Source organism: Alteromonas oceanisediminis (assembly GCF_018474025.1).
GTDB classification, from domain to species: domain Bacteria; phylum Pseudomonadota; class Gammaproteobacteria; order Enterobacterales; family Alteromonadaceae; genus Alteromonas_E; species Alteromonas_E oceanisediminis.
Genome location: NZ_JAHCTA010000010.1, coordinates 65,034 through 90,939 on the forward strand (window position 1 = coordinate 65,034; position 25,906 = coordinate 90,939).

The following is a 25,906-nucleotide window of genomic DNA, read 5'->3' on the forward strand; positions in this document are numbered from 1 at the left end:
ATGAGCACGCCACCAGTATCAAATGCATCAGATAACAGCCCCGATGATAGGGCGCTTGATAGCGCCACATTAGAGGCCGCTCAGCAAGCTAGCGAGCTGGTCAGTGATGACGTGCTTGAAGCGCAAACAGAAGATGGTCAAAAGCAATTGGCGTTTGGTTTCGCTAAGCGGCATAAAGTGATTTTGGAAACCAACGAATCGCCTGCAAAACTTTACCACACTGACGAAACACCGTTTGAAATTTTTGCTGAGGTTCGCCGCTTCTTTGGTGCGCCTTTTGTACTTGAAGAAATTTCGAACGATCGCTTTGAGTATGTACTTACTAACGCGTTTCAGCGGGATTCTTCTGCGGCTAAACAGTTGATGGAGGATCTCGGCAACGAAAGCGATTTGTTTTCATTGGCTGAAGAGCTGCCTGATACAGAAGACTTACTGGAAAGTGAAGACGACGCGCCGATCATTAAGTTGATCAATGCCATGCTTAGTGAAGCGATTAAGGAAGGCGCGTCCGATATTCATATCGAAACCTTTGAAAACCAATTAGTTGTGCGCTTTCGTGTTGACGGTGTATTGCGCGAGATTCTCCGCCCGAACCGAAAATTATCATCAATGCTGGTATCTCGTATTAAGGTTATGGCCAAACTGGACATTGCCGAAAAACGAGTACCACAAGATGGCCGAATTACGCTACGTATTGCTGGCCGCGCCGTTGACGTGCGGGTGTCTACTATGCCGTCAAGCCATGGAGAGCGCGTGGTCTTGCGCTTACTCGACAAAAACAATGCGCGCTTAAATCTGGAAGATTTGGGCATGACGCAAGCCAATCGGACACTGTTTTCTGAGCTGATCAGAAAGCCGCACGGCATTATTTTGGTGACCGGCCCAACCGGTTCGGGTAAAAGTACCACGCTGTACGCTGGTTTAAGCGAAATAAACAGTAAGGATCGCAATATCCTGACGGTTGAAGATCCGATTGAATTCGACCTTCAGGGTATTGGTCAAACGCAGGTCAATCCACGTGTCGACATGACCTTTGCTCGAGGTCTTCGGGCGATTCTTCGCCAAGATCCGGATGTTGTGATGGTGGGGGAAATTCGCGACGTTGAAACGGCGCAAATCGCTGTGCAAGCCTCATTGACAGGCCATTTGGTGTTATCCACCTTACACACCAATACTGCGGCAGGTGCAATCACACGTTTAGAAGACATGGGGATTGAGTCTTTTCTGCTGTCTTCTTCATTACTGGCAGTATTGTCGCAACGGCTGGTACGTACATTGTGCCCAAGCTGTAAGCAGCCTCACACGCCGAACGAGCAAGAGGCCGCTATCTTAAATCTGTCCCCTGTTGACGCGCAAACCACCCAGATATTTAGCGCAAAGGGCTGCGCGGAGTGTAATCAAACGGGTTATCGCGGGCGTACTGGTATCCATGAACTGTTAGTGGTGGATGAGTCAGTTCGCGACTTGATGCATGCCGGCAAAGGTGAACAGAGCATCGAGCGACATATTAGAACGACAACACCGAGTATTCGTGATGATGGCTGTCGCAAAGTCTTGCAGGGTGTCACCGCGCTTGAAGAAGTCCTGCGCGTTACACGTGAGGACTAGCCGTGCCAGCTTATTCTTATAAAGCGCTGACGCAAGGTGGCCGCAACAAGTCTGGCGTATTAGAAGCGGATAATCAACGCCAGGTGCGACAGCAACTGCGCGACTTGGCGCTAATTCCGATTGAAGTCAGTGAAGTCAGTGAAAAAGCCAAAGCCAATCAGAAAAAGACCGGCTTCTCACTGTTCAAACCGCGCATTTCTGCAGCTGACTTGGCGCTACTTACCCGCCAGTTGGCGACTTTGGTAGAATCCGCCCTGCCGATAGAAGAAGCGTTACTGGCAGTCGCTGAGCAAAGCGAGAAACCTCGGCACAAGAACATGATGATGGCAATCCGCTCTAAAGTGGTCGAGGGTTTCGCCTTAGCCGACGCACTGGGCGAGTTCCCCAGCGTATTTGACAATCTGTTCCGCTCGATGGTCGCGGCAGGCGAAAAAAGTGGCCACCTCGACACCGTTTTAAACCGGCTGGCTGACTATACTGAGCAACGCAACTTGGTCAAAAACCAAATCACTCAAGCCATGATTTACCCCATCATTATGTTGGTGGTTGCTATTGGTATCGTCAGTTTGCTGCTCACCTATGTGGTTCCGAAAATCATCGGTCAGTTTGACAACATGGGGCAGGAACTCCCCGGCGTGACGCAGTTTCTGATTGCGTTATCCGAAGCAACCACGGACTACGGCCTGTGGTTTGTGGGGTTTTTAGTGCTGAGTTATGTGGCTTATCGTCAGCTTATGCAGTCAGACACTTTTCGCCTAAAATCCCACAAAGTGCGTTTGAAAATACCGGTATTTGGTCGCGTCATCAAAAGTATTAATACCTCTCGATTTGCAAGCACGTTAAGTATCTTAACCGCCAGTGCAGTGCCGGTTCTAGAGGGTATGCGCATCTCAGGTAATGTGTTAGAAAATACCTATATTAAGCAACTTATTAAAGACGCTGCTGCCAAAGTACAAGGAGGTTCCAGTTTACGTGCGTCACTAGAGGCAACCAAGGTCTTCCCACCCATGATGATCCACATGATTGCATCGGGTGAAAAAAGTGGCGAATTGCAAGATATGTTGGCGCGAGCCGCCAAAAATCAGGAACGCGAATTTGAAACTCAAGTCAACATTGCGTTGGCGATTATGGGGCCGGTGTTGATCCTGGCAATGGCTGGCATTGTGTTTTTTATCGTCATCGCCATTTTGCTGCCCATTATTTCTTTGAACAACATGATTTAGACGAGGAACCGCGATGAAAAATAAAGGATTCAGCTTAATTGAAGTGATGGTTGTGATACTGATTATCGGAATCATGACAGCTATCGTTGCGCCTAACATTTTAGGCAATCAGGAAGAAGCGCAGCTTAAAAAAGCGGCGGTGGATATTCAGCAACTTGAAGGGGCACTCGAAATGTACAAGTTGCGCAACAACACATTCCCGACCACAGAACAAGGTTTGGACGCGCTGGTAACTGCCCCTACCATTGAACCCTTACCGCGCAATTACCCCGACGGTGGATTTATCAAGCGCTTGCCTGATGATCCGTGGGGCAATCCTTACGGCTTAATTAGCCCTGGAGAGCTCAGTGTCGTCGATATCTTTTCCAACGGTCCTGATGGTCAGCCCGGTACAGACGACGATATCGGTAACTGGAATATCAACGAATACCTAAACTAGTGACAACACCCGATTCGCAAAGCCACACAATACGAGGCTTTACACTCTTAGAAGTGATGATCGTGCTATTGCTCATCGGCTTAGCGGCGGGCGTTGTATTGTTTAATGCATTTTCAGCCAGTCAGGCTGACCGATTACAGGAGCAGGTGAAGCGTCTTCAGGTTGTGTTCGATATGGCGTCTGATTTTGCTGTATTGAATCAGCAGCAGCTTGGCCTCTATATCGATGAGGAAAACCAGCGCTACCATTTTGCTATCCTCAATGAAGAACAAGAATGGGAGCCGATTCAGGAAAGCCCCACGTTTGCGGAACATACGCTACCAGAGCTATTCTATTTGGAACTGAATCTGGACGATTTACCTTGGGAGCAAGAAGACAGCTTGTTTGATCGCGGTGTTTTCGATGAGTCACTCAGCGTAGCCGAAGACGGCGTGAGCATCGGCGAAGAGGATGAGCCTCCCCCGCCTCCACAGATCTTGATCCTGTCGAGCGGCGACATCACGCCTTTTAGTTTGCAGTTTGCCTACGAGCCCGACTTTGGTGGCGATCAACCCGTGTATTTTCGTCTGACAGGACAGGAAACTGTTCCTTTGGAACGCATTGGTCCGCTGAATTCTCCGGATGAAGTATTGCCATGATCAAGCCGCAACACGCGGGCCTACCGCGCACATCTGGCATGACGCTAATTGAAGTCATGGTCGCTTTAGCAATCTTTGCACTTACCGGTACCGCTATCCTGAAAGCCGCCAGTGACCACTTACGCAGTGTTGGTCAAATTGAAGAAGTCACCATGGCAACGTGGGTTGCAAATAACCAGCTCACCCGCGCCCAATTGGATGACCAATGGCCGCCGAAAAACAATCTGCGAGGCAGCGCCGAGATGGCTGGCAGGGTGTGGTATTGGCAGCAGATTGTCACACAAACAAATGATAAGGATCTTCGCGCCGTTGAAGTGAAAGTTGGGCTACGCCAGGACTACTCAGACAGCGTAAGCAGCGCAATGAGCTTCGTCGCCAAAGCAACAGGTGGCGACTAATATGCGGCGCCGATCATGCAATGTATTCCGCTCGCGCGGATTTACACTACTAGAAATCCTTATCGCCATGTCGATTTTCAGTCTTATTGGCATTGCCTCCACAGCGTTGCTCAGTAGCGTTATCGACAGCAACAGTCTCAGTGATGAACGATTTGCGCAACTTGAAAAGTTACAACGAGGCATGCTGATTATCGAACGCGATTTATTGCAAGCCATTGCTCGGCCTATTCGCGTGGATGGCGATATCAACGAAAATGTGATGTCGGGTGGCGTTACCAGTGGCAGTGATGCGGATGGCATTGGCTTTGTTCGCAGCGGGTGGCACAACCCTCAGTTCATGCTACCGCGCAGCAACATGCAATACGTAGCGTATCGACTAAAAGATGACACGGTGGAAAGACTGTACGGTAATTATGTCGACAATGTGATTGGCTTTGAGCCCAAGGTTCGCACCCTGATAGAGGGTGTTGAAGACTTTCAAGTCGAGTTCTTCGTGAAAGATAGCGGAGCACCAGAAGATGAGCGTGACTGGAATGAGAGCTATCAAGGCACTGTGCTGCCACGCGCGGTCGCCATTATCATCACGACAGAGGCATTTGGCGAGATCCGCCGGGAATTTATTACCAGTGGCGGGCAGTCGGAATGATCATTCACCATCGTTTCGCTCGACACCAACGGGGTGTTGCTTTGCTCATCGTGCTCATGGTCGTCGCGTTTGTGGCCATACTGGGGACTGAGATGGGTATGCGTTTGCAGCTGCAAATTCAACGTACTGCAAACATCAAAGACAGTAACCAAGCTTACTGGTATGCATTGGGCGCAGAGCAGTACGCGCGAAAGTCGATCAAACTTTTACTGGAGCAGGCCGATGGTGTCATCCACCTGAATCAACCTTGGTCTGAGCAATTTCTCTACCCTCTGGATAATGGCGGTATACAGGCGGATCTTGTGGATATGCAGAGTTGCTTTAACCTGAATGCGGTTATACCTGCTAACGGCAACGCGAATGCGAACGGCCAGGAGCAGGGGCAAAGTACCAATCCCGCCGATGTTGAAGTTACGCCAGCCATGGAGGCATTTCACCGACTGCTACTTACCCAGGGCATGATCCCCGACATGGATAGCTTCACCGCGGATACGGTGCGTGATTCACTCGCTGATTGGCTGGACGCAGATGATAATATTCGAGCATTTGGTGCTGAAGATGTTGATTATGAGTCGCTGCCTCACCCCTATCTCGCTGCCAACGCGATGATGCAAAATAAGTCAGAATTACGCATGGTCAACGGCGTGTCAGCACAGTGGATTAATACGTTGTTTGCGTACGTCTGCGCGCGTCCCAATGATGCATCTATGCAGCTCAACGTGAATACCGTTTCGGAAGATCAGGCGCCTGTACTGGCGGCACTGACCGGACTCGACGCTGGCAGAGCTTCTGCGCTGATTGCTTCACGTCCACAAGATGGCTGGCAGGACACGCAGGCTTTTTTCTCCGAACCGGATATTCAGGCACTGCAACTTACTGACGCACAACGCCAGTGGTTCACCGTGACAACACAGCATTTTATTTTATACACTAAGACCCGGTACAATAACGCCACGTTTTCGATGTCGTCTGTTTTTTATATCGACGACAGTGAAAAAGTCAGCGTCATTCGGCGCGAATTTGGAGGCAGATATTAAATGGAGCAACTGATTGTCAGGCTAGGCTCAGATCACCATCAGCCCGTGCACTGGATAGTATGGTCGCAATCCGAGCAAGAAATCATTGCTTCAGGCGAGCTGCCTAACGCTGATGCGCTTTCTAGCTTGTCAGAACGTGCTGGCGAGCGCCCGATTATTGCCTTAGCACCGACCAGCGATATTCTTCTGAAATGGGTTACACTACCGCCCCGTGCAGGGCGCAAAGTTATCGCGGCCATTCCCTATATGTTAGAGGATGAGCTCTCCACCGATGTGAGCGAACAGTTCTTTGCCATAGGTCCAAAGAGAGGTAACGAGCAAGCGGTCGCGATTGTGGCAAGAGCCCAGATGGAGCGTTGGAAAAGCATGCTTTCTAATGCCGACCTAAGCTGCGAGAAGTTGCTGCCCGACGTGCTGGCACTGCCTGTCAACGAACAGGGGTGGAGTCTGCTTTCATTAGGCACTAATTGGCTTATTCGGCAAGATGAATGGAGCGGTATGCAGGGCGAGCCTGATTGGCTAATGCCTGCTATTTCTCATTATGCCAAGCAACAGGAAACGCCGTTAACCATTCATGATTACAGTGGCTTGGAAATTGTCGTTCCGCCGAATGTTGATTGGCAGCCACAAACACTTGAACTTCCGATGCACGTTTTAGTGAAAGGTTGTGAAGATGCCAGCTTCAACCTATTGCAAGGTGACTTCAAAGTTAAAAAACAACGTAACAGTCAGTGGCGTCAATGGCGATTGGCCGCGATATTAGCGGTTGTGGCGCTGACACTATCACTGGTTGACCGGGTCATCACGTTAACAACGTTGAATGCACAGCAAGAAACATTAGCCGCTCAGATTGATGCCGAAATTAAGCGTGGTTTCCCGGACATAGGGGGTTACCGCGATGTGAAGCGTGGTGTAGGCAGCGAATTGGCCAAGCTCGAACAAGGGGGTGGCAAGGTTTCCATGTTAGTCATGCTCAACCAGCTGGCCAGTGCGTTCGATCAGACAAACGTGAAACCTCAGTCTATTCGTTATGACGGTGAACGTGGCGAGTTGAGAATGCAGGCAGCTGCTACCGACTTTGAAGCGCTGGAGCGCTTTCGGAATCTCGCACAAGCGGCAGGTTATACTGTTGAACAAGGTGCTATCAACAACCGCGATGACCAAGTGATTGGGTCTATCGCCATAAGGGGCTGAGCATGCAGGCATTATTAGCCCGCTTTCGCGCGCTCACTGAGCGCGAGCAAATACTGGTGATTACGGCCAGCGTTGTGGTACTCATTGGTTTATTCTATTTCTTCATCTGGTCGCCGCTAAATACCAATATCGAGCGTCAGCGCAATACCATTGCCGATCAGCAGGAACTACTTACGTGGGTACAGCAAAGTGCCCAACGTGCCATTCAACTACGTCAGTCAGGCCGCTCCGGTGGTGCGTTCAATGGATCACTGCCTCAAGCGGTTAATCAAACAACAGCTCGTTATGACATTGCAATCTCACGCATGCAGCCGCAGGGAGATGAATTACAGGTCTGGGTCGACCAAGCTGCCTTTAATAGTGTGATCGATTGGCTCAATGCACTGGAAACGATGGGTGTTGTGATTTTGCAGGTTGACGTAACTGAAGCCGAGTCTCCCGGTCAAATTCGTATCCGACGTTTACAGTTAGGAAAAGCATGAAATCTAAAATAGGGCTAACACTAGCCGCTATCGCTCTGTTTCTCATATTTTTGGTCGCCTATCTACCTGCCAACCAAGTTTTAGGGCGTATCACGTTGCCGAGCAATTTGCACATTGCTGGCGTAAGCGGCACGCTGTGGAGTGGTAACGCAACGCGTGTCACGGTGAATGGCTTGCCAATAAAACGAGTTGAATGGCAACTCAGAGCAATACCGCTTTTGTGGGGAACCGTTATGCTAGATGTGAGCGCGGGAAATAATCGCGCGGTTGACGAAATATCGTTTGAGGGTGAGATAACCACTCGTCTCACCGACACGTCTAACATTAGCAGCGACGACTTCATTATTTTTCTGCCCACCGACCAAGTATTGGCAAATGTTGCGCTACCACTACCGGTTATTGCTGGGGGGCGTTTTCGCGTGATTGTTGACGAACTGGATTTTGACCAGCAGTGCCAGTCGCTGGTCGCGTATGGGGAATGGCTAAATGCCAGCGTAGCAGGAACACAAGGCCCCATCGATTTAGGTACATTTAGTGCGCTGCTCGGATGCGAAGATAATGCAATTGTTGCTACGGTGGAAGAACCTAATCGGTTGGGACTAACACTTCGCGCGACCATGGCGGGCCTACGCAATATCCGTGTAACAGGTCAGTTTAAGCCTGATCCAGAACTACCTGAAGAAGTCCATCAAGCAGCGCGTTTCTTCGGTCAACCTGACGCGCAAGGGTATTTTCCGATTAAGTTATAAACTCGAAGCGTGACATTGCCATGAGCGTCGCAAGCTCGTAAACGCTGGTGCGGCTCGCTAGCCCTCGGGTCAGTAAGCCTATAGCGCCGCCTTTTTGTTTAATGTTGTGAGTACGATAAACACGGTCCATCACATCACCCAGTTCTTCACCAGCCTCTAAGGCGGTAAAGACAGGCTCTGGTATCGCTAGATTACCGCTGCGTCCGACAGCTAACTGACCGTTGTGATGGATTGCCACATAGGCAAAGGTTGCTGGGCCGTCTTCAAATCTGGCCACCCCGCCTTCGTAAGCTAGTGTCCAAGCATAGTGCTTGTCGGACTCCACTTGTAAATCAAGGCAGTGCTTCACTCGGTTCACCGCGCCAAGGCGGGTTTCCGCTTCGCTCATGGGCTGGTCTGCGACACCTGATGCCACTGAAACCCCCTGAGCCACAACGTGGCGATCCGCAAACCACTGGCTGATAGCACGCTGCGCAGCCGAGACTTTGACTGGATTCGTTGATCCGACCTGAATTGATAACATGCTGTTAGGCCTTTGCCATTACCGGATTATTTCGGATCTCATCGAGTAAATGTCGATAATCACTCACCGCCGGATATTCCGTGATGGTGCGAATAGGTAGTTGGCTATCTGGGTTTGCAACTGCGAGTAAATGCGCAATGCCAAAAGTTTTAGCGCTTGTTAAAATAGGCAAGCTGTCGTCTACAAACAGCGTTCTGGCCGGGTCAAACTTGATATCCGCGTGCAGTGCCTGCCACAGTTGCTGTGACTCTTTGGTCACGCCGTACTGGTGGGTGGAGATTAATCGGTCAATGTGACTATCCAATTGTGTGTGCTCAACCTTTAGCGACAGACTGTTAGGATGCGCGTTAGTCAGTAGAATAACGTCGCGACCACTATCGTGCAGCGCATCCAAAAAGGGGATCGTATCCTGTCGCATCGCAATCAGATGCTGCACTTCGCGCTTCGCCGCCATGATATCCATGTCTAACTGCTCTGCCCAATAATCTAGGCAATACCAGTCGATGGTGCCCATCACACGTTCATAATGTGCGTGCATCTGCGAACGACAGTCTTCAACACTTCGGCCGGTCTTTTCGGCAAGCTTCACCGGTAAATGATCTATCCAAAAATGGTTGTCAAAATGTAAGTCGAGTAGCGTACCGTCCATATCAAGCAAGACGGTGTCGATATTTTTCCAAGGCAGAAATGGCAAGCGGATTTCCTTCTTTTGCAGTAAGCTTGTGGCTTGAAAGCGAATACTTTACGATCACTTAGCACTAAAAAGCGGTATAACAAACTATGTACAGTGTAGCCGGTTCAATACATGAGTAAAATAGACCCGAACAAGCAATTGCCGATTATTCATCAGCGCGAAATTGTTGCCACGAGTCACTTTTTCAAAGTGGAACGAGTTGATTTAGAGTTTTCCAATGGCGCAACACGGCAATTTGAACGAATGGCAGGCAAGGGCCGTGGTGCAGTAATGATAGTGCCATTGCTGAATAAAGACACGATGCTGCTTATCCGTGAGTACGCAGCAGGAACTCACTCATACCAATTAGGCTTTCCGAAAGGCCTGATAGACGCTGGGGAAACACCACTCGAAGCCGCCAATAGAGAACTTCAGGAAGAGGTCGGCTATGCTGCACGCACGTTGCATGATATCCATACGGTTGGCATGGCACCAACGTTTTTCAATGCGCATATGAATATCGTGATTGCTCAGGATTTATATCCCCAATCACTGGAAGGCGATGAACCTGAGCCATTGGAGGTGGTCGAATGGCCGATAGCTGAAGCGGACGAGCTACTTTTGCGATCAGACTTTGTCGAAGCGCGTGGCATCGCAGCACTCTTTCTTTTACAACGGTGGTTAAAGGACCAATAAACATGGATAAATACAGTACGCAGCAACTTCTCGACCTCGCGATTGACGCCGCCAAAGCCGCTGGGGATGCGATACTGGAAATCTATGATTCAGGGGACTACAAAAGCTACGAAAAAGCCGATGAATCTCCGGTGACGAGCGCAGACTATCGCGCGAATGAAATCATTACCGCGCGCTTGAAGGACGCTACGCCTGATATTCCGATCATGTCCGAAGAGTCAACGCTGGAAAATCTCGCAGACCGCGTACACTGGCCCCGATATTGGTTGATTGATCCGATTGACGGTACGCAGGAATTTATCGCACGCAGTGGCGATTTTGCCGTTAACATCGCATTGATTGAAAACAACCAGCCAGCCATTGGGGTCATTTACTGGCCGCCCGGGCAATCACTTTATTATGCTTCTGCCGGAAAGGGTGCCTTCAAACGCAGCCCTGAGGGCGAGCAACAGATCCATGTGCGCAAGCTCGATGAGCCAGATGATAGCGTTGTGATCATTGCCATCAGTCGCCGCCAATCACGTGACAAAGTATTGTCGCGTATGAATGAAGAGCGCACCTATCAAACACTTCCATTAGGTAGTTGCTCATTAAAATCCTGTTTTATTGCCGAAGGCAAAGCTGACGTTTTCATGCGCTTGGGCGTCACAGGAGAATGGGATACTGGCGCTTCACAGTGCATCGTCAGTGAAGCGGGTGGCCAGATATTGAGTGCCACATTTGAGCCTTTGACATATAACCTGCGTAAAACCTTAGATAACCCCGATTTTGTGGTGCTGGGTGATGACCGTGTCAATTGGCGCGATGTTGTTCAGTACCGTTAACCCACTAGGAGCCGCCGCAATGCGCTTGTTTGCCACTTTTTTGGTTTTAGTTTCTTTTCATGCAAATGCCGATTGGCGCTTAGACCCGCAACGCAGCGCCTTGCATTTTGTTTCCACAAAGAATGTGCATATTGCTGAGACACATTCTTTTGATGAGTTCAGCGGCAAGCTCAATAATAAAGGTGAGTTAACGGTGTCGATTAATGTGGCGTCGGTTAACACTTTGATAGATATTCGTAACACCCGTATGCGAGACATGTTATTCAACGTGTCCGATTTTGCCACTGCAGAATTTATGACGGCTTTGCCTGCAGACGTCATGGCGATGGCAACCGGCGATGCGCGGATGCTGACCATTACTGGTTCACTGACGTTGCATGGCAAAACAGTTGAAATGCCTGTGACAGTGCATGTGACAAAACTCATCGACAATACGTTTAGTGCCGTAACAGTAAAACCGATACTGGTTGATGCTCGTCAGTTTGATTTAGAGACAGGTGTCGATGCTTTACAAGCGATTGCTGCATTAAATAATATTAGTCATACCGTTCCTGTCAGCTTTGCGGTGACCTTTGCGCCTCAATAATCAGCGTCGCAAGCTAACATGATCTTTAAGGGCCTATGTGGTTTTCCCATTACCCCAATGCGCGGTGGCACAATTGACTTTTCTATTGGGGCCTGTTCACCCTTCATATTGTACAACGCTGGAGTCTGATTCTTTCATCAGCGAGGAATGAGGAGCATGGTTTGGTTATTCCAAATTAGCGACAAGTGACGAAGTTGATGAAAGAATCAGGCCCAGCCCATGGGTCGAGTCCCAATAATCCACACTTTTTGTTGTGAATCCCTCATTTAGAGTGACTAAATTTCGGCATTCACGCCTCAATTGTGAAATATTGGGCGCTCGACGTTGCATAATATGAAGGGTCAACAGGCCCCGGCCAAAATCCGCGAGCATTTAGATCACAGCGGGCTGGATTCCATTGGCGTGCTTGGCAGCACAGGCAGCTTTGCTTATTTGAGTGAACAACAGCGCATCGATGTGATGGCGTGTTGGAGCGAGCTGAAAACCCCTTGGATAGCCGGCATCAGTGCCACAACCACAACGGGCGCCGTTCGATTAGCACATGCTGCTGAGAAAAATGGCGCGCAAGGCGTTATCGTGAACGCATTTTCTTATGTGGGGCTGCGTGATGAGGAACAAAGAAACTACTTTCTTAATATTGCGGATTCAAGCCCCCTGCCAGTGTGTGTTTATGACAATCCGGTCACCACAGGACTGGCGTTGAGCGATGAATTGATTCATGCACTTTCTCTGCACGAAAATATTCACGCCGTTAAAGTGTTTGCACAGAAAGATAACCGAATACAGCAAGAGCGGCTCGGTAAGTTAGCTATCGAACCCGGTTATGCGGTGGACGCACGTTGTTGTGAAGCCATGATCAGTGGCGGTAGCGCGTGGTACTCAACCTTAGCTGGCACGCTACCAGAACGTGTAGTGCCGATTATGGCGGCGGTTAAGGCGGGAGATTTTGACCGGGCACGCGAATTGAACCGTGACAATCAGCCGTTGTACGATGCTATGCGCAGCCATTCAGGCTATCGGATGATGCATGCGTTGGCCAAGCAACGGCAGTGGGCTTGCGAACTTCCCGCGCCGCTAACATTGCCGGCGGACATTCCCGATTTAACCCCCTACCTACCGAAAAGTTAGTATTGAGTGATGTTAAGAGGAGCCATCTGCAGCGATAAGCGTGATGCTCTCGTGCAGCTCTGAATATTCGATGTAGACTTCGCCAGCCTTGAGTTTAGTGAGCAATTGAGTCACTTTTTCTTCAAAACTCACTTCCTCTTCGCCGTAATCAGTACCCTCACGAAGCACAATACTTTCAGCGATATTGCGCAGCGTTTCAGAATCAAGTTCGTCAATCGGGACAATCACGAATGGGCCTCTCTTTGTTGATCGAGGTAGGAGGCCACGCGTTGATGAAACCAAATAACCGGGCGCCAAGGTGTACCTTGCATAAAGCCTACATGGCCACCGTATTCGCTCAACTCTACCGTGACGCTGCTACTGAGATCACTTGGCTCGGGAATGACCTGTTCATTCATGAAGGGATCGTCCTTGGCATGCAGTACTAGCGTTGGCGTTCTAATGGCGCTGAGAAAATAAAAGCCACTGCATTTTTCGTAATAATCCACCGCATCCTCGAACCCGTGCAATGGCGCAGTGACTAGTTCGTCAAACTGTCGAAAGGATGTTATGTCTTTAACATGCGCTTCGGTGATGGGTAATACGCGAGAGTAATCGATGCGTTGCATTTTTTTCAGCAGGGTGCGCTTCATGCTCGCTAGCAAATAGCGCTGATAGACACGAGAAAATCCCTGCTGCATGCTGGAGGCACATTCTGCCAGCTTGAGCGGTGCAGACACCACGCACGCGGCTTGCAACCACTTCTGCTTCGGTTGTTCGCCCAATAACTTCAGCAACACATTGCCGCCCAGCGAGAAGCCCAAGCCTATCATCAGTTGCTCGCCAAATTGCGCACGCAATCGTTCTAAAATAAAGGTGGCATCCAGAGTGTCTCCAGAGTGATAGGTTTTGGTGGTGTTATTGACACTGCCACTACAACCGCGAAAATGCATTAAAACCACACGCCATCCCTGCGTATACAAAAAAGCCATGATGTCATTGGCGTAATGTGAACGAATGGAGCCTTCTAAACCGTGAAAAATGACGACGATACCTTTACACGGCTCAGGTTCAGCAGACCATGCAAGATCAACAAAGTCATTGTCCGGTGTTTCAACGCGTTGTTCAGTGAACGTTAGGGGTTGTCGGCGCTGAAAAAAGCGAGGCCAGATGGTTTGCACATGACGATTCTTGGCCCATGCCGACGGCGTAAACTCACTGCGTAATACTTTGCCATGCGCCTGGCTGTGTTTGTCTATTCCCTTCACTGCTGTTGAATACTCTCTATTTGCGCCCGAAGGGCAGTGATCTGCTCATCAGGCACAGATTTCCACGTTAAATAATCGGTCAATGCATGAGGCGGTTTCACGTTAGCCTCACAGACACGGTATTTCACAGCGTTCGTCGTCTGATTTAGATAATCAATGATGATACCGTGTTGTTGCTTTTCAAGCTCAAGCTCTTCACTTAACAGCGCTTGGTAGCGTGTCGGTTGTGTTTCCTTGGCTGTTCTTCTCGCCGCTCGATGGCGCGCTAATTGCTGCTCAGACGCGTTAATCGCCTCAGCGAGGTGCGAAAAGCATTGGTCATTGAACACAAAGCCTTGTGTATCAAGATAATCAAACAACAAACAGAGATTGATATTGATACCATAACAATCTTGCAACGCAATCAATCGCTTGGCAACTGTGCCTTTATCGTATTGTTGAAGTGCGTGCTGCCATGCAGCTCCACCCTCCACATGTACAGACGCTGACATACTAGCGGTTACCGCTGACGGTGTGCTCAAATTCACTCTGCATAACCTCAAGCGCTTCCTGTGCCTCCATCCACGAAGACTCGTGCTGACTAAGTAATTGCTCACTTTCCTTTTGTTGATTGAGTAAGTCTTTTAACTCTGCTTTGCGCTCTTCGGTGTAGAGATCCATGTCTGCTAACTTTTCTTGCAGCGCCGAAAGACGATTCGATGCGCTCTCCATTCCTTTTTCGGCTTTTGCGATGCTCATCCGGACCTCACTGGTCTTTTGCCTGAATTCGGCTTCGAGTCGCTTAATTACTTTTCGGTCCAGTGTTGGCTTTACGGGATCAACACCACTTTGTTCAGCCTGCTTTTCTGAATCAAGCAACCATTGCCGATAATCTTCCAAATCTCCATTGAATGGCGCTACTGCTCCACTGTCCACCAGATAGAAATCCTCACATACTGATGTCAGCAGGTAACGGTCATGCGATACCAAAATCATAGCCCCCTCAAAACCTTGTAAGGCGAGGTTGAGCGCTTGACGCATATCTAAATCAAGGTGATTGGTAGGTTCATCCAATAGCAAGATATTGGGTCGCTGGTACACAATCATGGCCAGCACCAGGCGTGCCTTTTCGCCACCTGAAAAAGGCGCAACAGGCTTCAGTGCCGAGTCACCCTGAAAGTTAAATCCGCCTAAAAAGTCTCGTAAAGACTGTTCCGTGGCGCGCGGATCCAAGCGCTGCAAATGTGTGAGTGCAGAAGCCTCTAAATCGAGATATTCCAATTGATGCTGAGCAAAATAACCTACGTTAAGTCCCGCGCTGATGTCATATCGTCCGCTCATGGGCTTTTTTTCACCCGCCAGCAATTTGATCAATGTTGACTTACCGGCTCCATTTCGCCCGAGTAGTCCTATTCTACTGCCCGGCACGAGATTCAACTTTACCTGATCTAACACCACCGTGGTGTCATAGCCCACCGTCACGTTTTCCATACTCACCAGTGGATTAGGCAATTTATCCGGTGCATCGAACGCAAACGAGAAAGGCGAGTCCGCATGCGCCAACACTAATGTCTCCATGCGCTCTAATTGCTTGATCCGGCTTTGCGCCTGTTTCGCTTTAGACGCTTTTGCCTTAAAGCGATCTATAAATGATTGTAGGTGTTGGCGTTTCTCTTGTTGCTTTTGATATTCAAGGTTCTGTAAACGTTGACGCTCCGCCTTTTGTTTCTCATAAGCACTGTAGTTGCCGGTGTACGTGTACAACTGCTGCTGTTCAACACTTAAAATCCTGTCTACACTACTGTCGATAAACGCTTTGTCATGTGAAATCAGTAACAGGGTGCCTTCATAGCGTTGGATCCATTTTTCCAACCAAATAACAGCATCTAAATCAAGATGGTTAGTCGGTTCATCCAGCAGAAGAAGGTCTGAAGGGCAAAGCAGCGCCTGCGCGAGATTCAGGCGCATTTGCCATCCGCCGGAAAACGCACTAACCGGCTGCGTTAATTGCTCCTGAGAAAAGCCTAATCCCGCCAGAATAGTGCTGGCTCTTGCGTCTATGGTGTAGGCACCTGCTTCTTCCAATTTGGCGTGGAGTTCAGCAATGCGTTTACCGTCGACAAGAGCCATTCCCTCGGCTTCACGCAACGCGTGCTGAATTGCGCGAAGATGTTTGTCGCCATCTATGACATACTCAAGCGCTGGTTTTGCACTCATCGCCACTTCCTGCGCGACCGACACTATTTGCCATTGCTTGGGTAAATAAAGCTCACCAGATTCAACCGTTAACTCACCCCGCAGTAAAGCAAACAGGCTTGACTTTCCACAGCCGTTTGCGCCGATCAGAGCCACTTTTTGTTTCGGCGAAATTTCTGCGCTGACAGTGTCTAGCAACATTTTCGTGCCACGCATTAGGGACACGTCTGTGATTTTTATCATGAAGGCTCTATAAGTTGGTACGAGGTTAAGCAGTAACACCCTCATGATAGCAAAATTCACAGCGATCGTATCTGCCTGATTTGACGTAAAAAGCGTTGTGATCAGTTACAATGACGCGCTAGCGAGATGAATGATTATGTGCAACCAATTCTTATCGAGGTAAAAATAACACGCTTATGTCCCAACAAGATCTCTCCGCTAAACGCACCCGCAAACGTTTTATTGCTGGCGCTATCTGCCCTGAATGTAAAAAGCTGGATACGCTAATGCTGTATTTTGAGAATAATGTTGAACAAATGGAATGTGCGCACTGTGGTTATCATCAGTCACAGTCTAATCAGGATGTAAAAACGGCTGCTAAAGGCGCGGAAGGAATTATTGGCGTGTTCAAACCTGAGTAAGAATATGCACTTAAGCACTCAATGAGAGGCCCGGTACCTGTTCGCTAAAGGCGTTTTGGTAACGCGACTGGATAACGTCGACCCGACGTAAAATAGACTCACTTTGTTGAGGAGCGTCTTCTTCGGTGGCAAGGCGTGCTGATTCATCTAACGAGCGCTGTGGAACGCTGATATCAATACCATCAACAATATCCTCTAATTCAGGGACTTGTGACGCAATGGGATCAGGTGCTTCGCCGCTACGACGGTTCTGGCGTGATTCAGCCAGTGCTTCACTGCGCTCCTGATTAATTTCACTTTGCGCATCAAATGCCTTTTGAGTCGCTTCCGAGGCAACACGTAAATCCTGCGGCGAAGGGTCGGCAGGCGCAAGCGCAGCGGCTTTGACCTGTTGCATTTTACGTAATGTTTGCTCGGGTGAGCGCTCTTCGCCAATGTCGATCGAAACTTCCCCACCCACCGCATAACGGCGTCCGTCAGGTCCTGTTTCAAACTCATAGCTTGGCGCACCTGCATACTGGCCCCCAACGGCGGCATGCGCCTGCTCATGAGCGCGTACTTCCTGATCGCGCTGCTTAAGCTCTTGAATTTCGCGTTGTTCGGCCAACTCTTGTTGTTGCTGCTGACGCGCTTCTGCACCTTCCCGCCCGGCACTTTCGTCCTGCGCGTTATCGGTCTGCGACCCTTCACTACCTAGCCCTTGAAAAACCCCGTTCGGATTATTCTGAGGGCGCTCATACACCAATGGGCCGTTAACTTGGCCCGGTGCTTTGGCGCGATCAGACTCAGAGCCTAAACCCGATTTGGCTTCAGAATTGTCATTGCTCGCCGCCTGCGGAATGGTTTCGCGTAACAAATTATCACGACGCACGGATTCGGTATTCACATTCGCGTTGGTGAATACGATTCCTGTCGGGATAGGTGTCACAATATTCATTCTCTATAGGCCTCGGTTGACAGTATCGATACGCTAGGCAAATAAGTCGATAATACGACCGACCGTTTCATTGGCCGTATCAACCACTTTCGCAGATGCCTGTGCATTCAAACTGTTGACTTGCAAAGAGAGTAAATCGTTAGTGATGGAGTCGCCACCACTAGGAAGCAGGTTTCGCACATTACCAATCTGTTGCTCGGCAGCATTAACTAGCACGCCGGCAGGGCCGTTCTCTGCGACATCCTGCTGTGCGACGCGCTGCGCTATATTTAACGACGCCTGCGCAATACCATCAGACGCCCGTTGTAAACCGAATTGGCCTGACAGAATCGCTGAATTAATCGTATTACCTGTTTCAATTGGCATACATTTACCCTCACACTACCTCTGGTTAATTATCGTACAAAAGCGCGTAAAATGAAAGTTTTTTAGTACATGGCGAGCTGAAGTCTACTGAGAATCAAAGAAATTGAATAACGCAGACAGCCATTCTTCCGGATGAGAAACAAATGGCGCATGGGCGGCATGGGCAATAACCGTTTGCGACGCTGCAGGTTGCAGTTGCTCAATCAGCTCAACCGCGGTTGCCGGCACCAGAGAATCTAACCGCCCGTAAATGTTCAACGTTGGCTGCGTGATCCGTGCTATCTCTGCGCGCATGTCGGTGTTCGATAGCAGTTTGAGTCCCTGTTTTAGGGCGGATAACGCCGGAGCAGGATAGCGGGAAATGCTCTGCTGCAATTGCTTGATATCTGATTTTGCATTTGGACTTCCCAGAGCCTGAATGGCCAAAAACCGAGCCAATGTGGTTTGAAAGTTGAGCGCTAATTGGCGTTGAAACTGCTTGAGCGTTGCAGGGTGAATACCTGGCCATTGAGATTTTTGTTCGAAACACGGAGTGGTTGCAACGCCCACGAGCACTGCGACTTTGTGCGGATAATGCAACGCCAAATATTGCGCTATCAGTCCTCCCAGCGACCAGCCAACGACAATCGAATGTGCAGGGATCGACTTCGCTAACTGAGCAGAGATGTTCTCCAGAGAATAGGGTTCAGGTAGACTACCTGCGTTGACCCCGCACCCCGGCAAGTCGATGCAGGTGATTTCGAACTGGCTGGCTAAACGGGGTAAAACGACATCCCATACGCCGCTATTTAGGCCCCACCCATGCAATAAAACCAGTGGCCGCCCTGCCCCATACGTACGGCTGTTCAGTGCACCGCCGCTGGGATAAGCTAGATGTTCATTACCGATAACGGTCTCCTGAAGGTCACTAAAAAAGCGCTGACATGATAAAACAACTGTTCACAAAGCTCAGCGAATTTGTTCAATGGCCGCAGATGTGTGTCGGCTGCGAACTCCCCTCACTGACGCCCCTTTGTGAATATTGCCTTGCCGCTTTACCCTATTTTGAGTTACGTGATTATGAGCATGACTTACAGCAATGGCCGGCTGTCGCGAAAGCGCTGAGCCCGCATGATCTTGCCCCATTACATGCTTGCTGCCGATATGAAGCTCCAGTCAGTCATTGGGTTCAAGCGCTTAAATTCCACACGAGCCTGCGTTACGCCAATGTACTAGCGGCGGTGCTTGCTTATAGTCTACAGGATCGACAGCGACCATTACCTCAGGCACTTTTAGCGGCGCCTCTGCACCGTCAACGCTATGCAAAAAGACAGTTCAATCAAGCTATTGAGATCGCTAACGCGCTGGGTGGCGCCATTGGCGTCGACACGCTTCATAGTGTGCTGTCACGCCCCCACGCCACCCGCGCACAATCTGAGTTATCACGTGAGGAACGCCTCGATAACGTGGCAAATGCGTTCGTCGCAGAAACGCTTCCTTCACACATCACTCACATCGCATTAATTGACGACGTGATCACTACCGGTGCAACAATGCAGGCTATGCTCAGCGCCGTGAAAACAAAAAACCCCAACGTTCTTGTCGAGGCTTGGTGTGTGGCTCTGGTTTTATAAAAATACGACTCAGCCTGATTCAACGAGCCTCAATAAACTCAGCCATGTAGATTGCATTAGCGAACACTTTGCTGGTGCCATACCAATATCCACGGAAGTTCAGATTGTCAACAAAACCAATGATTTCGCCGCGCCCGAGTCGATGAGCAATGACCGCAGGCGTTTCGCCAATGAGATCGGCGAGCTTAGGATCAGCATAGCCAGATAAAAGAGGCTCCTGCGTATAGATAAACGGTGCGATAAATGGGACATCCGTGGGTTTTAATACGGCGTTGTTAGTTTTGAACAAGGGTAATTGATCATCATCTAAACCAAAGGTTAACGGATGCGTTAGGTCGACGCGAGCCGCAAACGCTGCGCCGGCAATGAGTTTGCGCGCGCGTAGCGCTTCTCGATCACTATAGGCTAACTTTCCAGTGTCGAAAAGGTCGTCGATGTCGCTGTCTGGGATAAATGAGGCTTGCAACCATTGTTGCTGAGCAAAAAACTCTGTGGCTGATTTCTGACCAATCAATACCCCCCCGGCTTTCACCCACTCTTCAATCGCGTTTCGCGTAGACTCATTCATAGCGCGATAATTGCCGCTTGCGAACACAATGTGTGTGTACTGGCCCAGATCCGTTTCATCTAAACGCCACTGTTCAATAATACTTGCCGGGATATGCATACGAGTATCGAGATAGTGCCAGATTTCACCCACTTCATACTGCGATGTACCGCGCCCACCCACCAGCGCAATTTTAGGCAACTTAGCAGGCATCAGTTGGCGCGACCCTAAGTCCACACCTTTGGCAGTCAACCCAGACTGGATCGCAAACAGCGGCATTTCATAGCGTTGCGCCAGTGACATTGCCAAGTCATTAATGTTATGCGGCTGCTCAAGAGCTGATGGAATAACCACTGTGCCCGCTGAAAAATCATGCTCGCCATTGGTCACTTTGGCTGTGAATGCAGCGCCTGAAATACGCGCTTGCACCCCTTCTGCAAGCAACTGCGTCAACAATGCTGGTGCGTTGTAGTGATGCCACTCAAATGCAATCGCGTAACTATCGCTCGGCAAAGTTACGGTAGAGACACTGTTTACGTTGTCACTGAATTTAAGTCGACGCTGCTCACCTTTCTCTACACCGGCAAACGCCAAATCAAAAGCCAGGGGTAAGTTCCAGCTAGAGACGTCATAAAAGGTGTTATCAGCGAAGCTTGTTTGTGTGGAAAATAATGATTTAATCAAACGGTACTGCGCTTGGTCAGTTGGCACGAACACACTGCCACGGGCAAATTCCTGATCCGCGACACTGGTTGTTTCTTTTAGGCGCGAATAGCTGATTTCGTGCTGGTCGAGAATGTTTAGCAGCGCATCCACGCGCTGATGATCCTTGCTACCCGCGATCAGGTAACCTTTAACCTTGTCATCACTGCGAAGGCGCTTAGTCTCGTCATAAAATTGATTCTGATAGGCTAATATGGCTTGTTTGTTGGCTAATGCGCCTTTAAAAGTAGACAGGCTCGTGGTCACTTGATTCTGGATTGTATCGCTAAAAGATAACTCACCGTTAATTGACTCCTGAAGATGACCACGGCTACTGGCTTGCTCAAATAAGATACCGATACTGCCGTGCGCGTCAGGGTACGTACTGCCTTTTCCGTAGTAAAAATCATCAAATGCTTCTTCACTGAAATAAAGTTGTTTGGTTTCGTCCAGCGCGGCGGCATGAAAGTCTGCCAGAGCAGCAGTCAGTGTGACATTCGATTGTGGTGTCAGTGGGTGTTTGCGGCTCGGGATCCCCGGCTGGAAAAAATACGTACTGTCGGTTCCCATCTCGTGGAAATCGGTCAGAATATGCGGTCGCCATGCGTGGAACTGGGCAATTCTTGCGCGCGATTCTGGATGTGTCAGCAGAAGCCAATCTCGATTTAAATCAAACCAATAATGGTTAGTGCGACCCGACGGCCAACCTTCTTGATGCTCTCGATGATCACTGTCTGCATTTAGCGTGTGGCCACGATGCATGTTCGCCCATTGAGCAAAACGCGCCAACCCATCTGGGTTTAACACCGGGTCAAGTAATACAACATTTTCGTCGAGTAGCGTTTTCACATCAGGGCTTTGCGCTGCAGCAAGATAGTAAGCGATGAGTAACGAAGCGTTCGCGCCAGAAGGCTCATTTCCATGAACGCTGTAGCCCATATACAAAATCAGCGGTGCATCTGCTGTCGGCTTATCGCCCGACTGAAGCGTTTGTTTGTGCTGCTGCTGAATCGATTCAAGTTGAGATTGTTTTTCTGCGGAGGTGATTTGCAATAACAACAGGGGTCTGTTTTCGTGCGTTCTTCCAGTTTCAACTAAGCTGACGAGCGGTGATGCGTCAGCGAGAGTCTGCATATAATGCACTAGTTGATCAGGGCGTACATGCCATTCTCCAACGTTCGCATGCAATACGCTTGCGGGGGTTGGTATGCTAGGATCGTACTCAATATCGCTCGGTAAATAATCACGATCCGCTTTAATTGCCATAACGGGAAACGCAACAGCCATGCTGATCAACAGGATTACTGTGTGCTTGATATTGTGTGTTGTAAAACTTTTCATACATGCCCTTACAATCATTGGATGAATTCGAGCCTCAGCGCGAAAACGATTCATTCTGCCACACCGCTAGGGTCGATAAAATCCTGAATATCGCGAATACTTGAGTGTTTTACTCAAGTAATTTTGTTATCATAGGTTCATTGCAGTAAATGAGGTTGCTATTATGATCACTATATCAGAACAAGCCCAAGCGCACTTCGGCAAGTTGCTGTCAAAACAAGCTGAGGGTACCAATATTCGCGTTTTCGTGGTGAACCCTGGCACATCTGGTGCTGAATGCGGCGTATCTTATTGCCCACCAGACGCGGTCGAGCCCACTGATATTACTCTGAATTTCAATGGCTTCGATGCCGTGGTCGATCAGGAAAGTGCTCCTTTTCTGGAAGAAGCTGAAATCGATTTTGTGACTGATCAAATGGGCTCTCAGTTAACGCTGAAAGCGCCTAACGCCAAAGCGCGCAAGCTGGATGATGATGCTCCATTGGTTGAACGAATTAACTATATGATTGAAGCAGAAATCAACCCGAACCTTGCCAGCCACGGCGGGCGTGTATCTCTGGTTGAGGTAACGGAATCAGGCATCGCTGTACTGCAGTTCGGCGGAGGCTGTAATGGTTGTTCAATGGTAGATGTTACGCTCAAAGATGGCATTGAAAAACAGATGCTGGCGCAATTTTCAGGTGAACTCACGGGTGTCAAAGACGCTACTGAGCACGAGGCCGGTGAGCACTCCTATTACTGATTATCGCTATGGTGTCGCGTGAGTGTAAAGGCGAGGTTATATCGAGCAGGCCAGCATCCTAAGCAAAGTTGGCAGCGCTTCCTATTTGGGCTGCTGGTCTTTGCTGTAGGGTTGATACTGTTATTCGGATCGGTGCGGCTCCACTCACTGCTCTACTGGCCCGGCATCGTCGTGGTGCTGACAGGCTTCATTGTTGCTGCAAACGGTTATTGGGGTATGTTTGCCAATCGCGTTGCTCGCATACTTGAACAGCGAGCGCTTAACGCAGCGCATGACCCGTTTGCAGATCCCGACGAAAAGCCCACGCTAAAGTCACGCCGCGCGCCCCCAGAAAAGCACTAAATGCGTACCAAAGCGCCCAATTTCCTTGGTTTTGAAGAAGCCACCAAGTCGGGAAAAACACGCCGACGGCACTGACTAACATGCTGTTTCGCATCGCTTTAGCATGGCTCAGTCCAACATAAATTCCGTCGTATAGAAAGCACCAGTGAGCAATCAGTGGCAAGACAATCATCAACGGTAAAAAGCCGATGGCGTCGCTTTGCAATTCTGCTTGGTTGGTTAACTGCATAATCACCCAGTCACCGCCCAACCAAAAAAAGCCGCTGTACCCCAATGCAAAAATACTCGACCAGAGCAATCCTCGTGTGGCATGTGCGGCTAGACGATTGATGTTTTTCTCACCTTTAGCTTCACCAATCAGCGCCTCTACCGCATAAGCAATCCCGTCTAAGCCCAGCGCAATCAAGACGAAGAACTGCATCAGAATTGCATTGACCGCGGCAATGCTTGCACCAAGTTGTGCGCCTTTAAAGGTAATAAAAGCCAAGCATGCCTGAAGGAGTAAATTACGGATGAACATTGCGGTATTCAGTGAAAACAGGCCTTTGAGCGCAGGCACTGTGAACCAGGATGGGTCAATCTTCAAGCGCCGCTGCGTACGCAAGGCCAAAATCAATCCAGCAATAAGCATGGCAAATTCAGCGATAACGGTTGCGGCAGCGACACCTCGAACTCCCCACTCAAGCAGTAAAACAAACACAAGATTGAGCACCACATTGACCACGTTGCCGCCGATTTGGATCAGCATTACCGCACGTGTTTGCTGCTGACCCACAAGCCAGCCAATCAATACCAAATTACTTAACGCAGCAGGTGCCCCATAAATGCGTACGAAAAAATATGCCTGCATACTTTGACGCGTTGCCTCTGTGGCCTCGGCGAAATACGTGCCGAGTGAGAACAGCGGTAACTGCAAAATAAAAAGCGCAAGCGCCAAGCCAAGCGCTAAAGCCATGCCTTGCACAAGTGGTTGAAAGTACTGCAAATCTGGGTCGGGTGCATTTTTGTAGTGACCGCGCTGTTGTGCACTTAAACCGGTCACCGTCATACGGAGAAAACCACACACCCAGTAGAGCTGCGTGATGATAAGCGCCGCCACAGACGCACCGGCGAGTGCGTGCACACTGGGCAAATGGCCTAGTACGGCCGTGTCCACCAGGCCCAACAACGGCGTTGTAATATTGGCGAGTATCATCGGGATAGCAAGCGCCATGAGCCTGGAATGGGCTGCCCAGTTGACTGAAAAGGTGATAATTGATCTCGTGTGTTAAAACCGTGAGATGGTAGGATAACGCAATTGTGTGTTTTTAGGGGAGTGCTTATGCTGAAGTCTTTAACTGTATGTGCCACCGTTCTTTTTCAGACGATGGCGACACTATTGAGCTTGCTCGGAGCGGCCAGCGCTGCGGCTGTGGAAAATCACGCCACCATTATGCTTTATCACCACGTATCTGCAGACACGCCCGCATCCACGAGCGTGACGCAAGAGCAGTTTGCTTCGCATCTGGATTACATTGCTGAGCATTATACCGTGTTGCCCCTCACTGAGATTGTTACAGCCATTCAAGATGGCACTGCATTGCCTGACCGGGCGCTTGCGATCACCTTTGATGATGGCTACCAAAACATCCTCGACAACGCCCACCCTCTGCTAGCAGAGCGAGATATGCCCTATACGATATTCGTCAATCCGGCATTAGTGGGTGTTCAGGCTAGCCATCTTGATTGGGCAGACATTAAGCGCATGGCAAAAGAGGGGGTGCTTTTCGCCAACCACACACAGCATCATCATCACCTGCTCACCCGTAACGGCAACGAGAGCGATAGTCAGTGGTTGGCCCGCACGCTCGATGATATTGAGAGCGCCGAAGCGATGCTGAGCGAAAAGCTCGGGTACTCTTTGAAATATGTCGCTTATCCGTATGGCGAATTTAATCTCGCACTGGCTGATGCTCTGCGTCAACGGGGCTACGTTGGATTTGGCCAGCATTCTGGAGCTGTCGCGACAGGCAGTGAACTTGGCGCACTGCCTCGGTTTCCCGCCGCGGGGATTTACGCCAATCTGAATACGTTAAAAACCAAAATGGCAAGTAAGGCGCTACCGTTGCAATCAGAGTTGCACGAACCTGCTCAAATGCTGGGTAGTCAACCCAGTGTATCCTTAGTGCTATCAGACAATAGCGTAAACCCTAGCTCAGTAACGTGTTTCCATAACAGTGAAACACTGGCGCTCAAGCTCGAAGGTAACACGGTTGAATTCCGCATGCCTGCGCCGCTCAAGGCTGGCAGAACACGTGTCAACTGCACAGCGCCTTCTGGCGAGAAAGGTCGTTTTTACTGGTATTCTCAGCCGTTTTTCGTGGCGCGAAAAGACGGTAGTTACCCTGATTAACAAGGGCCTGTTGG

Annotated in this window: 29 protein-coding genes; 18 read left to right on the top strand and 11 right to left on the bottom strand. The window is 49.6% G+C overall.

Annotation, left to right across the window (positions count from 1 at the left end):
* Genes gspE through KIU71_RS15710 form a run of 10 tightly spaced genes read left to right on the top strand, consistent with a single transcriptional unit; the run spans window position 1 to window position 8,414 of the window.
* On the top strand, window positions 1-1,608 hold the full coding sequence (gene gspE, locus KIU71_RS15665) for a type II secretion system ATPase GspE (RefSeq protein ID WP_214132238.1): 1,608 nt from the start codon (window positions 1-3) through the stop codon (window positions 1,606-1,608).
* A gap of 2 nt (window positions 1,609-1,610) precedes the next feature.
* A complete protein-coding gene (gene gspF / locus KIU71_RS15670) occupies window positions 1,611-2,831 on the top strand; it encodes a type II secretion system inner membrane protein GspF (RefSeq protein ID WP_214132239.1) in 1,221 nt (406 codons plus the stop codon).
* Between the two features lie 13 nt (window positions 2,832-2,844).
* Window positions 2,845-3,270 carry a type II secretion system major pseudopilin GspG gene (gene gspG / locus KIU71_RS15675; protein WP_214132240.1) on the top strand — a complete coding sequence of 142 codons (426 nt, stop codon included), beginning with the start codon at window positions 2,845-2,847 and terminating at the stop codon, window positions 3,268-3,270.
* Window positions 3,270-3,908, top strand: coding sequence for a type II secretion system minor pseudopilin GspH (gene gspH / locus KIU71_RS15680; protein ID WP_315853305.1), 639 nt, complete (start codon window positions 3,270-3,272; stop codon window positions 3,906-3,908). Before gspG ends, gspH begins: the two co-directional genes overlap by 1 nt.
* Window positions 3,905-4,306, top strand: a complete 402-nt coding sequence (gene gspI / locus KIU71_RS15685; RefSeq protein WP_250207571.1) for a type II secretion system minor pseudopilin GspI — start codon at window positions 3,905-3,907, stop codon at window positions 4,304-4,306. The genes gspH and gspI overlap by 4 nt, the downstream gene beginning before the upstream one ends.
* 1 nt (window position 4,307) lies before the next feature.
* On the top strand, window positions 4,308-4,952 hold the full coding sequence (gene gspJ, locus KIU71_RS15690) for a type II secretion system minor pseudopilin GspJ (RefSeq protein ID WP_214132241.1): 645 nt from the start codon (window positions 4,308-4,310) through the stop codon (window positions 4,950-4,952).
* Window positions 4,949-5,989: a type II secretion system minor pseudopilin GspK gene (gene gspK, locus KIU71_RS15695; RefSeq protein ID WP_214132242.1), complete on the top strand. Its 1,041-nt coding sequence runs from the start codon at window positions 4,949-4,951 to the stop codon at window positions 5,987-5,989. The genes gspJ and gspK overlap by 4 nt, the downstream gene beginning before the upstream one ends.
* On the top strand, window positions 5,990-7,183 hold the full coding sequence (gene gspL / locus KIU71_RS15700) for a type II secretion system protein GspL (RefSeq protein WP_214132243.1): 1,194 nt from the start codon (window positions 5,990-5,992) through the stop codon (window positions 7,181-7,183). It begins immediately after the preceding gene.
* Window positions 7,184-7,185: 2 nt separating this feature from the next.
* Window positions 7,186-7,665: a type II secretion system protein GspM gene (gene gspM, locus KIU71_RS15705; protein WP_214132244.1), complete on the top strand. Its 480-nt coding sequence runs from the start codon at window positions 7,186-7,188 to the stop codon at window positions 7,663-7,665.
* On the top strand, window positions 7,662-8,414 hold the full coding sequence (locus KIU71_RS15710) for a type II secretion system protein N (RefSeq protein WP_214132245.1): 753 nt from the start codon (window positions 7,662-7,664) through the stop codon (window positions 8,412-8,414). Before gspM ends, KIU71_RS15710 begins: the two co-directional genes overlap by 4 nt.
* Here the strand turns inward: KIU71_RS15710 and yjjX are convergent.
* Entirely contained in the window at window positions 8,404-8,937 is a 534-nt protein-coding gene (gene yjjX, locus KIU71_RS15715) for an inosine/xanthosine triphosphatase (RefSeq protein ID WP_214132246.1), read from the bottom strand. The genes KIU71_RS15710 and yjjX overlap by 11 nt on opposite strands.
* 4 nt (window positions 8,938-8,941) lie before the next feature.
* Window positions 8,942-9,631 carry a GMP/IMP nucleotidase gene (yrfG, locus tag KIU71_RS15720; RefSeq protein WP_214132247.1) on the bottom strand — a complete coding sequence of 230 codons (690 nt, stop codon included), beginning with the start codon at window positions 9,629-9,631 and terminating at the stop codon, window positions 8,942-8,944.
* 111 nt (window positions 9,632-9,742) lie between these two features.
* On the opposite strand from yrfG, the gene nudE reads away from it, so the two are divergent.
* From nudE to KIU71_RS15740, 4 genes are all read left to right on the top strand, one after another.
* Complete coding sequence (nudE, locus tag KIU71_RS15725) at window positions 9,743-10,306, top strand: ADP compounds hydrolase NudE (RefSeq protein ID WP_214132248.1); 564 nt, start codon at window positions 9,743-9,745, stop codon at window positions 10,304-10,306.
* A 2-nt stretch (window positions 10,307-10,308) separates the two neighbouring features.
* A complete protein-coding gene (gene cysQ, locus KIU71_RS15730; protein ID WP_214132249.1) occupies window positions 10,309-11,130 on the top strand; it encodes a 3'(2'),5'-bisphosphate nucleotidase CysQ in 822 nt (273 codons plus the stop codon).
* Window positions 11,090-11,716 carry a YceI family protein gene (locus KIU71_RS15735; protein WP_250207572.1) on the top strand — a complete coding sequence of 209 codons (627 nt, stop codon included), beginning with the start codon at window positions 11,090-11,092 and terminating at the stop codon, window positions 11,714-11,716. Before cysQ ends, KIU71_RS15735 begins: the two co-directional genes overlap by 41 nt.
* Before the next feature lie 333 nt (window positions 11,717-12,049).
* A complete protein-coding gene (locus tag KIU71_RS15740) occupies window positions 12,050-12,844 on the top strand; it encodes a dihydrodipicolinate synthase family protein (RefSeq protein ID WP_250207581.1) in 795 nt (264 codons plus the stop codon).
* Window positions 12,845-12,856: 12 nt separating this feature from the next.
* Here the strand turns inward: KIU71_RS15740 and KIU71_RS15745 are convergent, their stop codons facing one another.
* Genes KIU71_RS15745 through KIU71_RS15760 form a run of 4 tightly spaced genes read right to left on the bottom strand, consistent with a single transcriptional unit; the run spans window position 12,857 to window position 16,509 of the window.
* A complete protein-coding gene (locus KIU71_RS15745) occupies window positions 12,857-13,072 on the bottom strand; it encodes a YheU family protein (RefSeq protein ID WP_214132251.1) in 216 nt (71 codons plus the stop codon).
* Window positions 13,069-14,082 carry a hydrolase gene (locus KIU71_RS15750; RefSeq protein ID WP_214132303.1) on the bottom strand — a complete coding sequence of 338 codons (1,014 nt, stop codon included), beginning with the start codon at window positions 14,080-14,082 and terminating at the stop codon, window positions 13,069-13,071. Before KIU71_RS15750 ends, KIU71_RS15745 begins: the two co-directional genes overlap by 4 nt.
* 5 nt (window positions 14,083-14,087) lie before the next feature.
* On the bottom strand, window positions 14,088-14,582 hold the full coding sequence (locus KIU71_RS15755) for a DUF2390 domain-containing protein (protein ID WP_214132252.1): 495 nt from the start codon (window positions 14,580-14,582) through the stop codon (window positions 14,088-14,090).
* A 1-nt stretch (window position 14,583) separates the two neighbouring features.
* Window positions 14,584-16,509 carry an ATP-binding cassette domain-containing protein gene (locus KIU71_RS15760; RefSeq protein ID WP_214132253.1) on the bottom strand — a complete coding sequence of 642 codons (1,926 nt, stop codon included), beginning with the start codon at window positions 16,507-16,509 and terminating at the stop codon, window positions 14,584-14,586.
* A gap of 176 nt (window positions 16,510-16,685) precedes the next feature.
* On the opposite strand from KIU71_RS15760, the gene KIU71_RS15765 reads away from it, so the two are divergent.
* Entirely contained in the window at window positions 16,686-16,910 is a 225-nt protein-coding gene (locus KIU71_RS15765; RefSeq protein ID WP_214132254.1) for a YheV family putative zinc ribbon protein, read from the top strand.
* Window positions 16,911-16,920: 10 nt separating this feature from the next.
* On the opposite strand, the gene KIU71_RS15770 is transcribed toward KIU71_RS15765, so the two are convergent.
* From KIU71_RS15770 to bioH, 3 genes are all read right to left on the bottom strand, one after another.
* Window positions 16,921-17,847: a putative metalloprotease CJM1_0395 family protein gene (locus KIU71_RS15770; RefSeq protein ID WP_214132255.1), complete on the bottom strand. Its 927-nt coding sequence runs from the start codon at window positions 17,845-17,847 to the stop codon at window positions 16,921-16,923.
* Window positions 17,848-17,880: 33 nt separating this feature from the next.
* Window positions 17,881-18,213, bottom strand: a complete 333-nt coding sequence (locus KIU71_RS15775; RefSeq protein WP_214132256.1) for a hypothetical protein — start codon at window positions 18,211-18,213, stop codon at window positions 17,881-17,883.
* Between the two features lie 84 nt (window positions 18,214-18,297).
* The gene (bioH, locus tag KIU71_RS15780; RefSeq protein ID WP_315853308.1) at window positions 18,298-19,101 is read right to left on the bottom strand and encodes a pimeloyl-ACP methyl ester esterase BioH; all 804 of its coding nucleotides are present in this window, start codon (window positions 19,099-19,101) and stop codon (window positions 18,298-18,300) included.
* A gap of 35 nt (window positions 19,102-19,136) precedes the next feature.
* On the opposite strand from bioH, the gene KIU71_RS15785 reads away from it, so the two are divergent.
* Window positions 19,137-19,826, top strand: coding sequence for a ComF family protein (locus KIU71_RS15785; protein ID WP_214132257.1), 690 nt, complete (start codon window positions 19,137-19,139; stop codon window positions 19,824-19,826).
* A gap of 19 nt (window positions 19,827-19,845) precedes the next feature.
* On the opposite strand, the gene KIU71_RS15790 is transcribed toward KIU71_RS15785, so the two are convergent.
* Window positions 19,846-22,416, bottom strand: coding sequence for a M14 family zinc carboxypeptidase (locus KIU71_RS15790; RefSeq protein ID WP_250207574.1), 2,571 nt, complete (start codon window positions 22,414-22,416; stop codon window positions 19,846-19,848).
* Between the two features lie 163 nt (window positions 22,417-22,579).
* Between KIU71_RS15790 and nfuA the strand changes: the two genes are divergently transcribed.
* Window positions 22,580-23,158 (top strand): Fe-S biogenesis protein NfuA, encoded by a 579-nt coding sequence (gene nfuA, locus KIU71_RS15795; RefSeq protein ID WP_214132258.1) that lies wholly within the window; start codon window positions 22,580-22,582, stop codon window positions 23,156-23,158.
* A gap of 259 nt (window positions 23,159-23,417) precedes the next feature.
* On the opposite strand, the gene KIU71_RS15800 is transcribed toward nfuA, so the two are convergent.
* On the bottom strand, window positions 23,418-24,713 hold the full coding sequence (locus KIU71_RS15800) for an MATE family efflux transporter (RefSeq protein WP_250207575.1): 1,296 nt from the start codon (window positions 24,711-24,713) through the stop codon (window positions 23,418-23,420).
* 108 nt (window positions 24,714-24,821) lie between these two features.
* Here KIU71_RS15800 and KIU71_RS15805 point away from each other — a divergent pair, with 108 nt between their 5' ends.
* Window positions 24,822-25,892 carry a polysaccharide deacetylase family protein gene (locus tag KIU71_RS15805; protein ID WP_214132259.1) on the top strand — a complete coding sequence of 357 codons (1,071 nt, stop codon included), beginning with the start codon at window positions 24,822-24,824 and terminating at the stop codon, window positions 25,890-25,892.
* Window positions 25,893-25,906 lie beyond the last annotated feature (14 nt).

What these genes read in the sequence shown, in the direction of transcription:
- KIU71_RS15775 (WP_214132256.1), bottom strand. Translation starts at nt 18,213, where the DNA reads ATGCCAATTGAAACAGGTAATACGATTAATTCAGCGATTCTGTCAGGC.
- cysQ (WP_214132249.1), top strand. Translation starts at nt 10,309, where the DNA reads ATGGATAAATACAGTACGCAGCAACTTCTCGACCTCGCGATTGACGCC.
- KIU71_RS15760 (WP_214132253.1), bottom strand. Translation starts at nt 16,509, where the DNA reads ATGATAAAAATCACAGACGTGTCCCTAATGCGTGGCACGAAAATGTTG.
- KIU71_RS15800 (WP_250207575.1), bottom strand. Translation starts at nt 24,713, where the DNA reads ATGGCGCTTGCTATCCCGATGATACTCGCCAATATTACAACGCCGTTG.
- KIU71_RS15770 (WP_214132255.1), bottom strand. Translation starts at nt 17,847, where the DNA reads ATGAATATTGTGACACCTATCCCGACAGGAATCGTATTCACCAACGCG.
- KIU71_RS15710 (WP_214132245.1), top strand. Translation starts at nt 7,662, where the DNA reads ATGAAATCTAAAATAGGGCTAACACTAGCCGCTATCGCTCTGTTTCTC.
- gspM (WP_214132244.1), top strand. Translation starts at nt 7,186, where the DNA reads ATGCAGGCATTATTAGCCCGCTTTCGCGCGCTCACTGAGCGCGAGCAA.
- KIU71_RS15805 (WP_214132259.1), top strand. Translation starts at nt 24,822, where the DNA reads ATGCTGAAGTCTTTAACTGTATGTGCCACCGTTCTTTTTCAGACGATG.
- gspI (WP_250207571.1), top strand. Translation starts at nt 3,905, where the DNA reads ATGATCAAGCCGCAACACGCGGGCCTACCGCGCACATCTGGCATGACG.
- gspK (WP_214132242.1), top strand. Translation starts at nt 4,949, where the DNA reads ATGATCATTCACCATCGTTTCGCTCGACACCAACGGGGTGTTGCTTTG.
- gspE (WP_214132238.1), top strand. Translation starts at nt 1, where the DNA reads ATGAGCACGCCACCAGTATCAAATGCATCAGATAACAGCCCCGATGAT.
- KIU71_RS15740 (WP_250207581.1), top strand. Translation starts at nt 12,050, where the DNA reads ATGAAGGGTCAACAGGCCCCGGCCAAAATCCGCGAGCATTTAGATCAC.
- gspJ (WP_214132241.1), top strand. Translation starts at nt 4,308, where the DNA reads ATGCGGCGCCGATCATGCAATGTATTCCGCTCGCGCGGATTTACACTA.
- KIU71_RS15790 (WP_250207574.1), bottom strand. Translation starts at nt 22,416, where the DNA reads ATGAAAAGTTTTACAACACACAATATCAAGCACACAGTAATCCTGTTG.
- nfuA (WP_214132258.1), top strand. Translation starts at nt 22,580, where the DNA reads ATGATCACTATATCAGAACAAGCCCAAGCGCACTTCGGCAAGTTGCTG.
- nudE (WP_214132248.1), top strand. Translation starts at nt 9,743, where the DNA reads ATGAGTAAAATAGACCCGAACAAGCAATTGCCGATTATTCATCAGCGC.
- KIU71_RS15755 (WP_214132252.1), bottom strand. Translation starts at nt 14,582, where the DNA reads ATGTCAGCGTCTGTACATGTGGAGGGTGGAGCTGCATGGCAGCACGCA.
- yjjX (WP_214132246.1), bottom strand. Translation starts at nt 8,937, where the DNA reads ATGTTATCAATTCAGGTCGGATCAACGAATCCAGTCAAAGTCTCGGCT.
- gspG (WP_214132240.1), top strand. Translation starts at nt 2,845, where the DNA reads ATGAAAAATAAAGGATTCAGCTTAATTGAAGTGATGGTTGTGATACTG.
- KIU71_RS15735 (WP_250207572.1), top strand. Translation starts at nt 11,090, where the DNA reads ATGACCGTGTCAATTGGCGCGATGTTGTTCAGTACCGTTAACCCACTA.
- KIU71_RS15785 (WP_214132257.1), top strand. Translation starts at nt 19,137, where the DNA reads ATGATAAAACAACTGTTCACAAAGCTCAGCGAATTTGTTCAATGGCCG.
- gspL (WP_214132243.1), top strand. Translation starts at nt 5,990, where the DNA reads ATGGAGCAACTGATTGTCAGGCTAGGCTCAGATCACCATCAGCCCGTG.
- KIU71_RS15765 (WP_214132254.1), top strand. Translation starts at nt 16,686, where the DNA reads ATGTCCCAACAAGATCTCTCCGCTAAACGCACCCGCAAACGTTTTATT.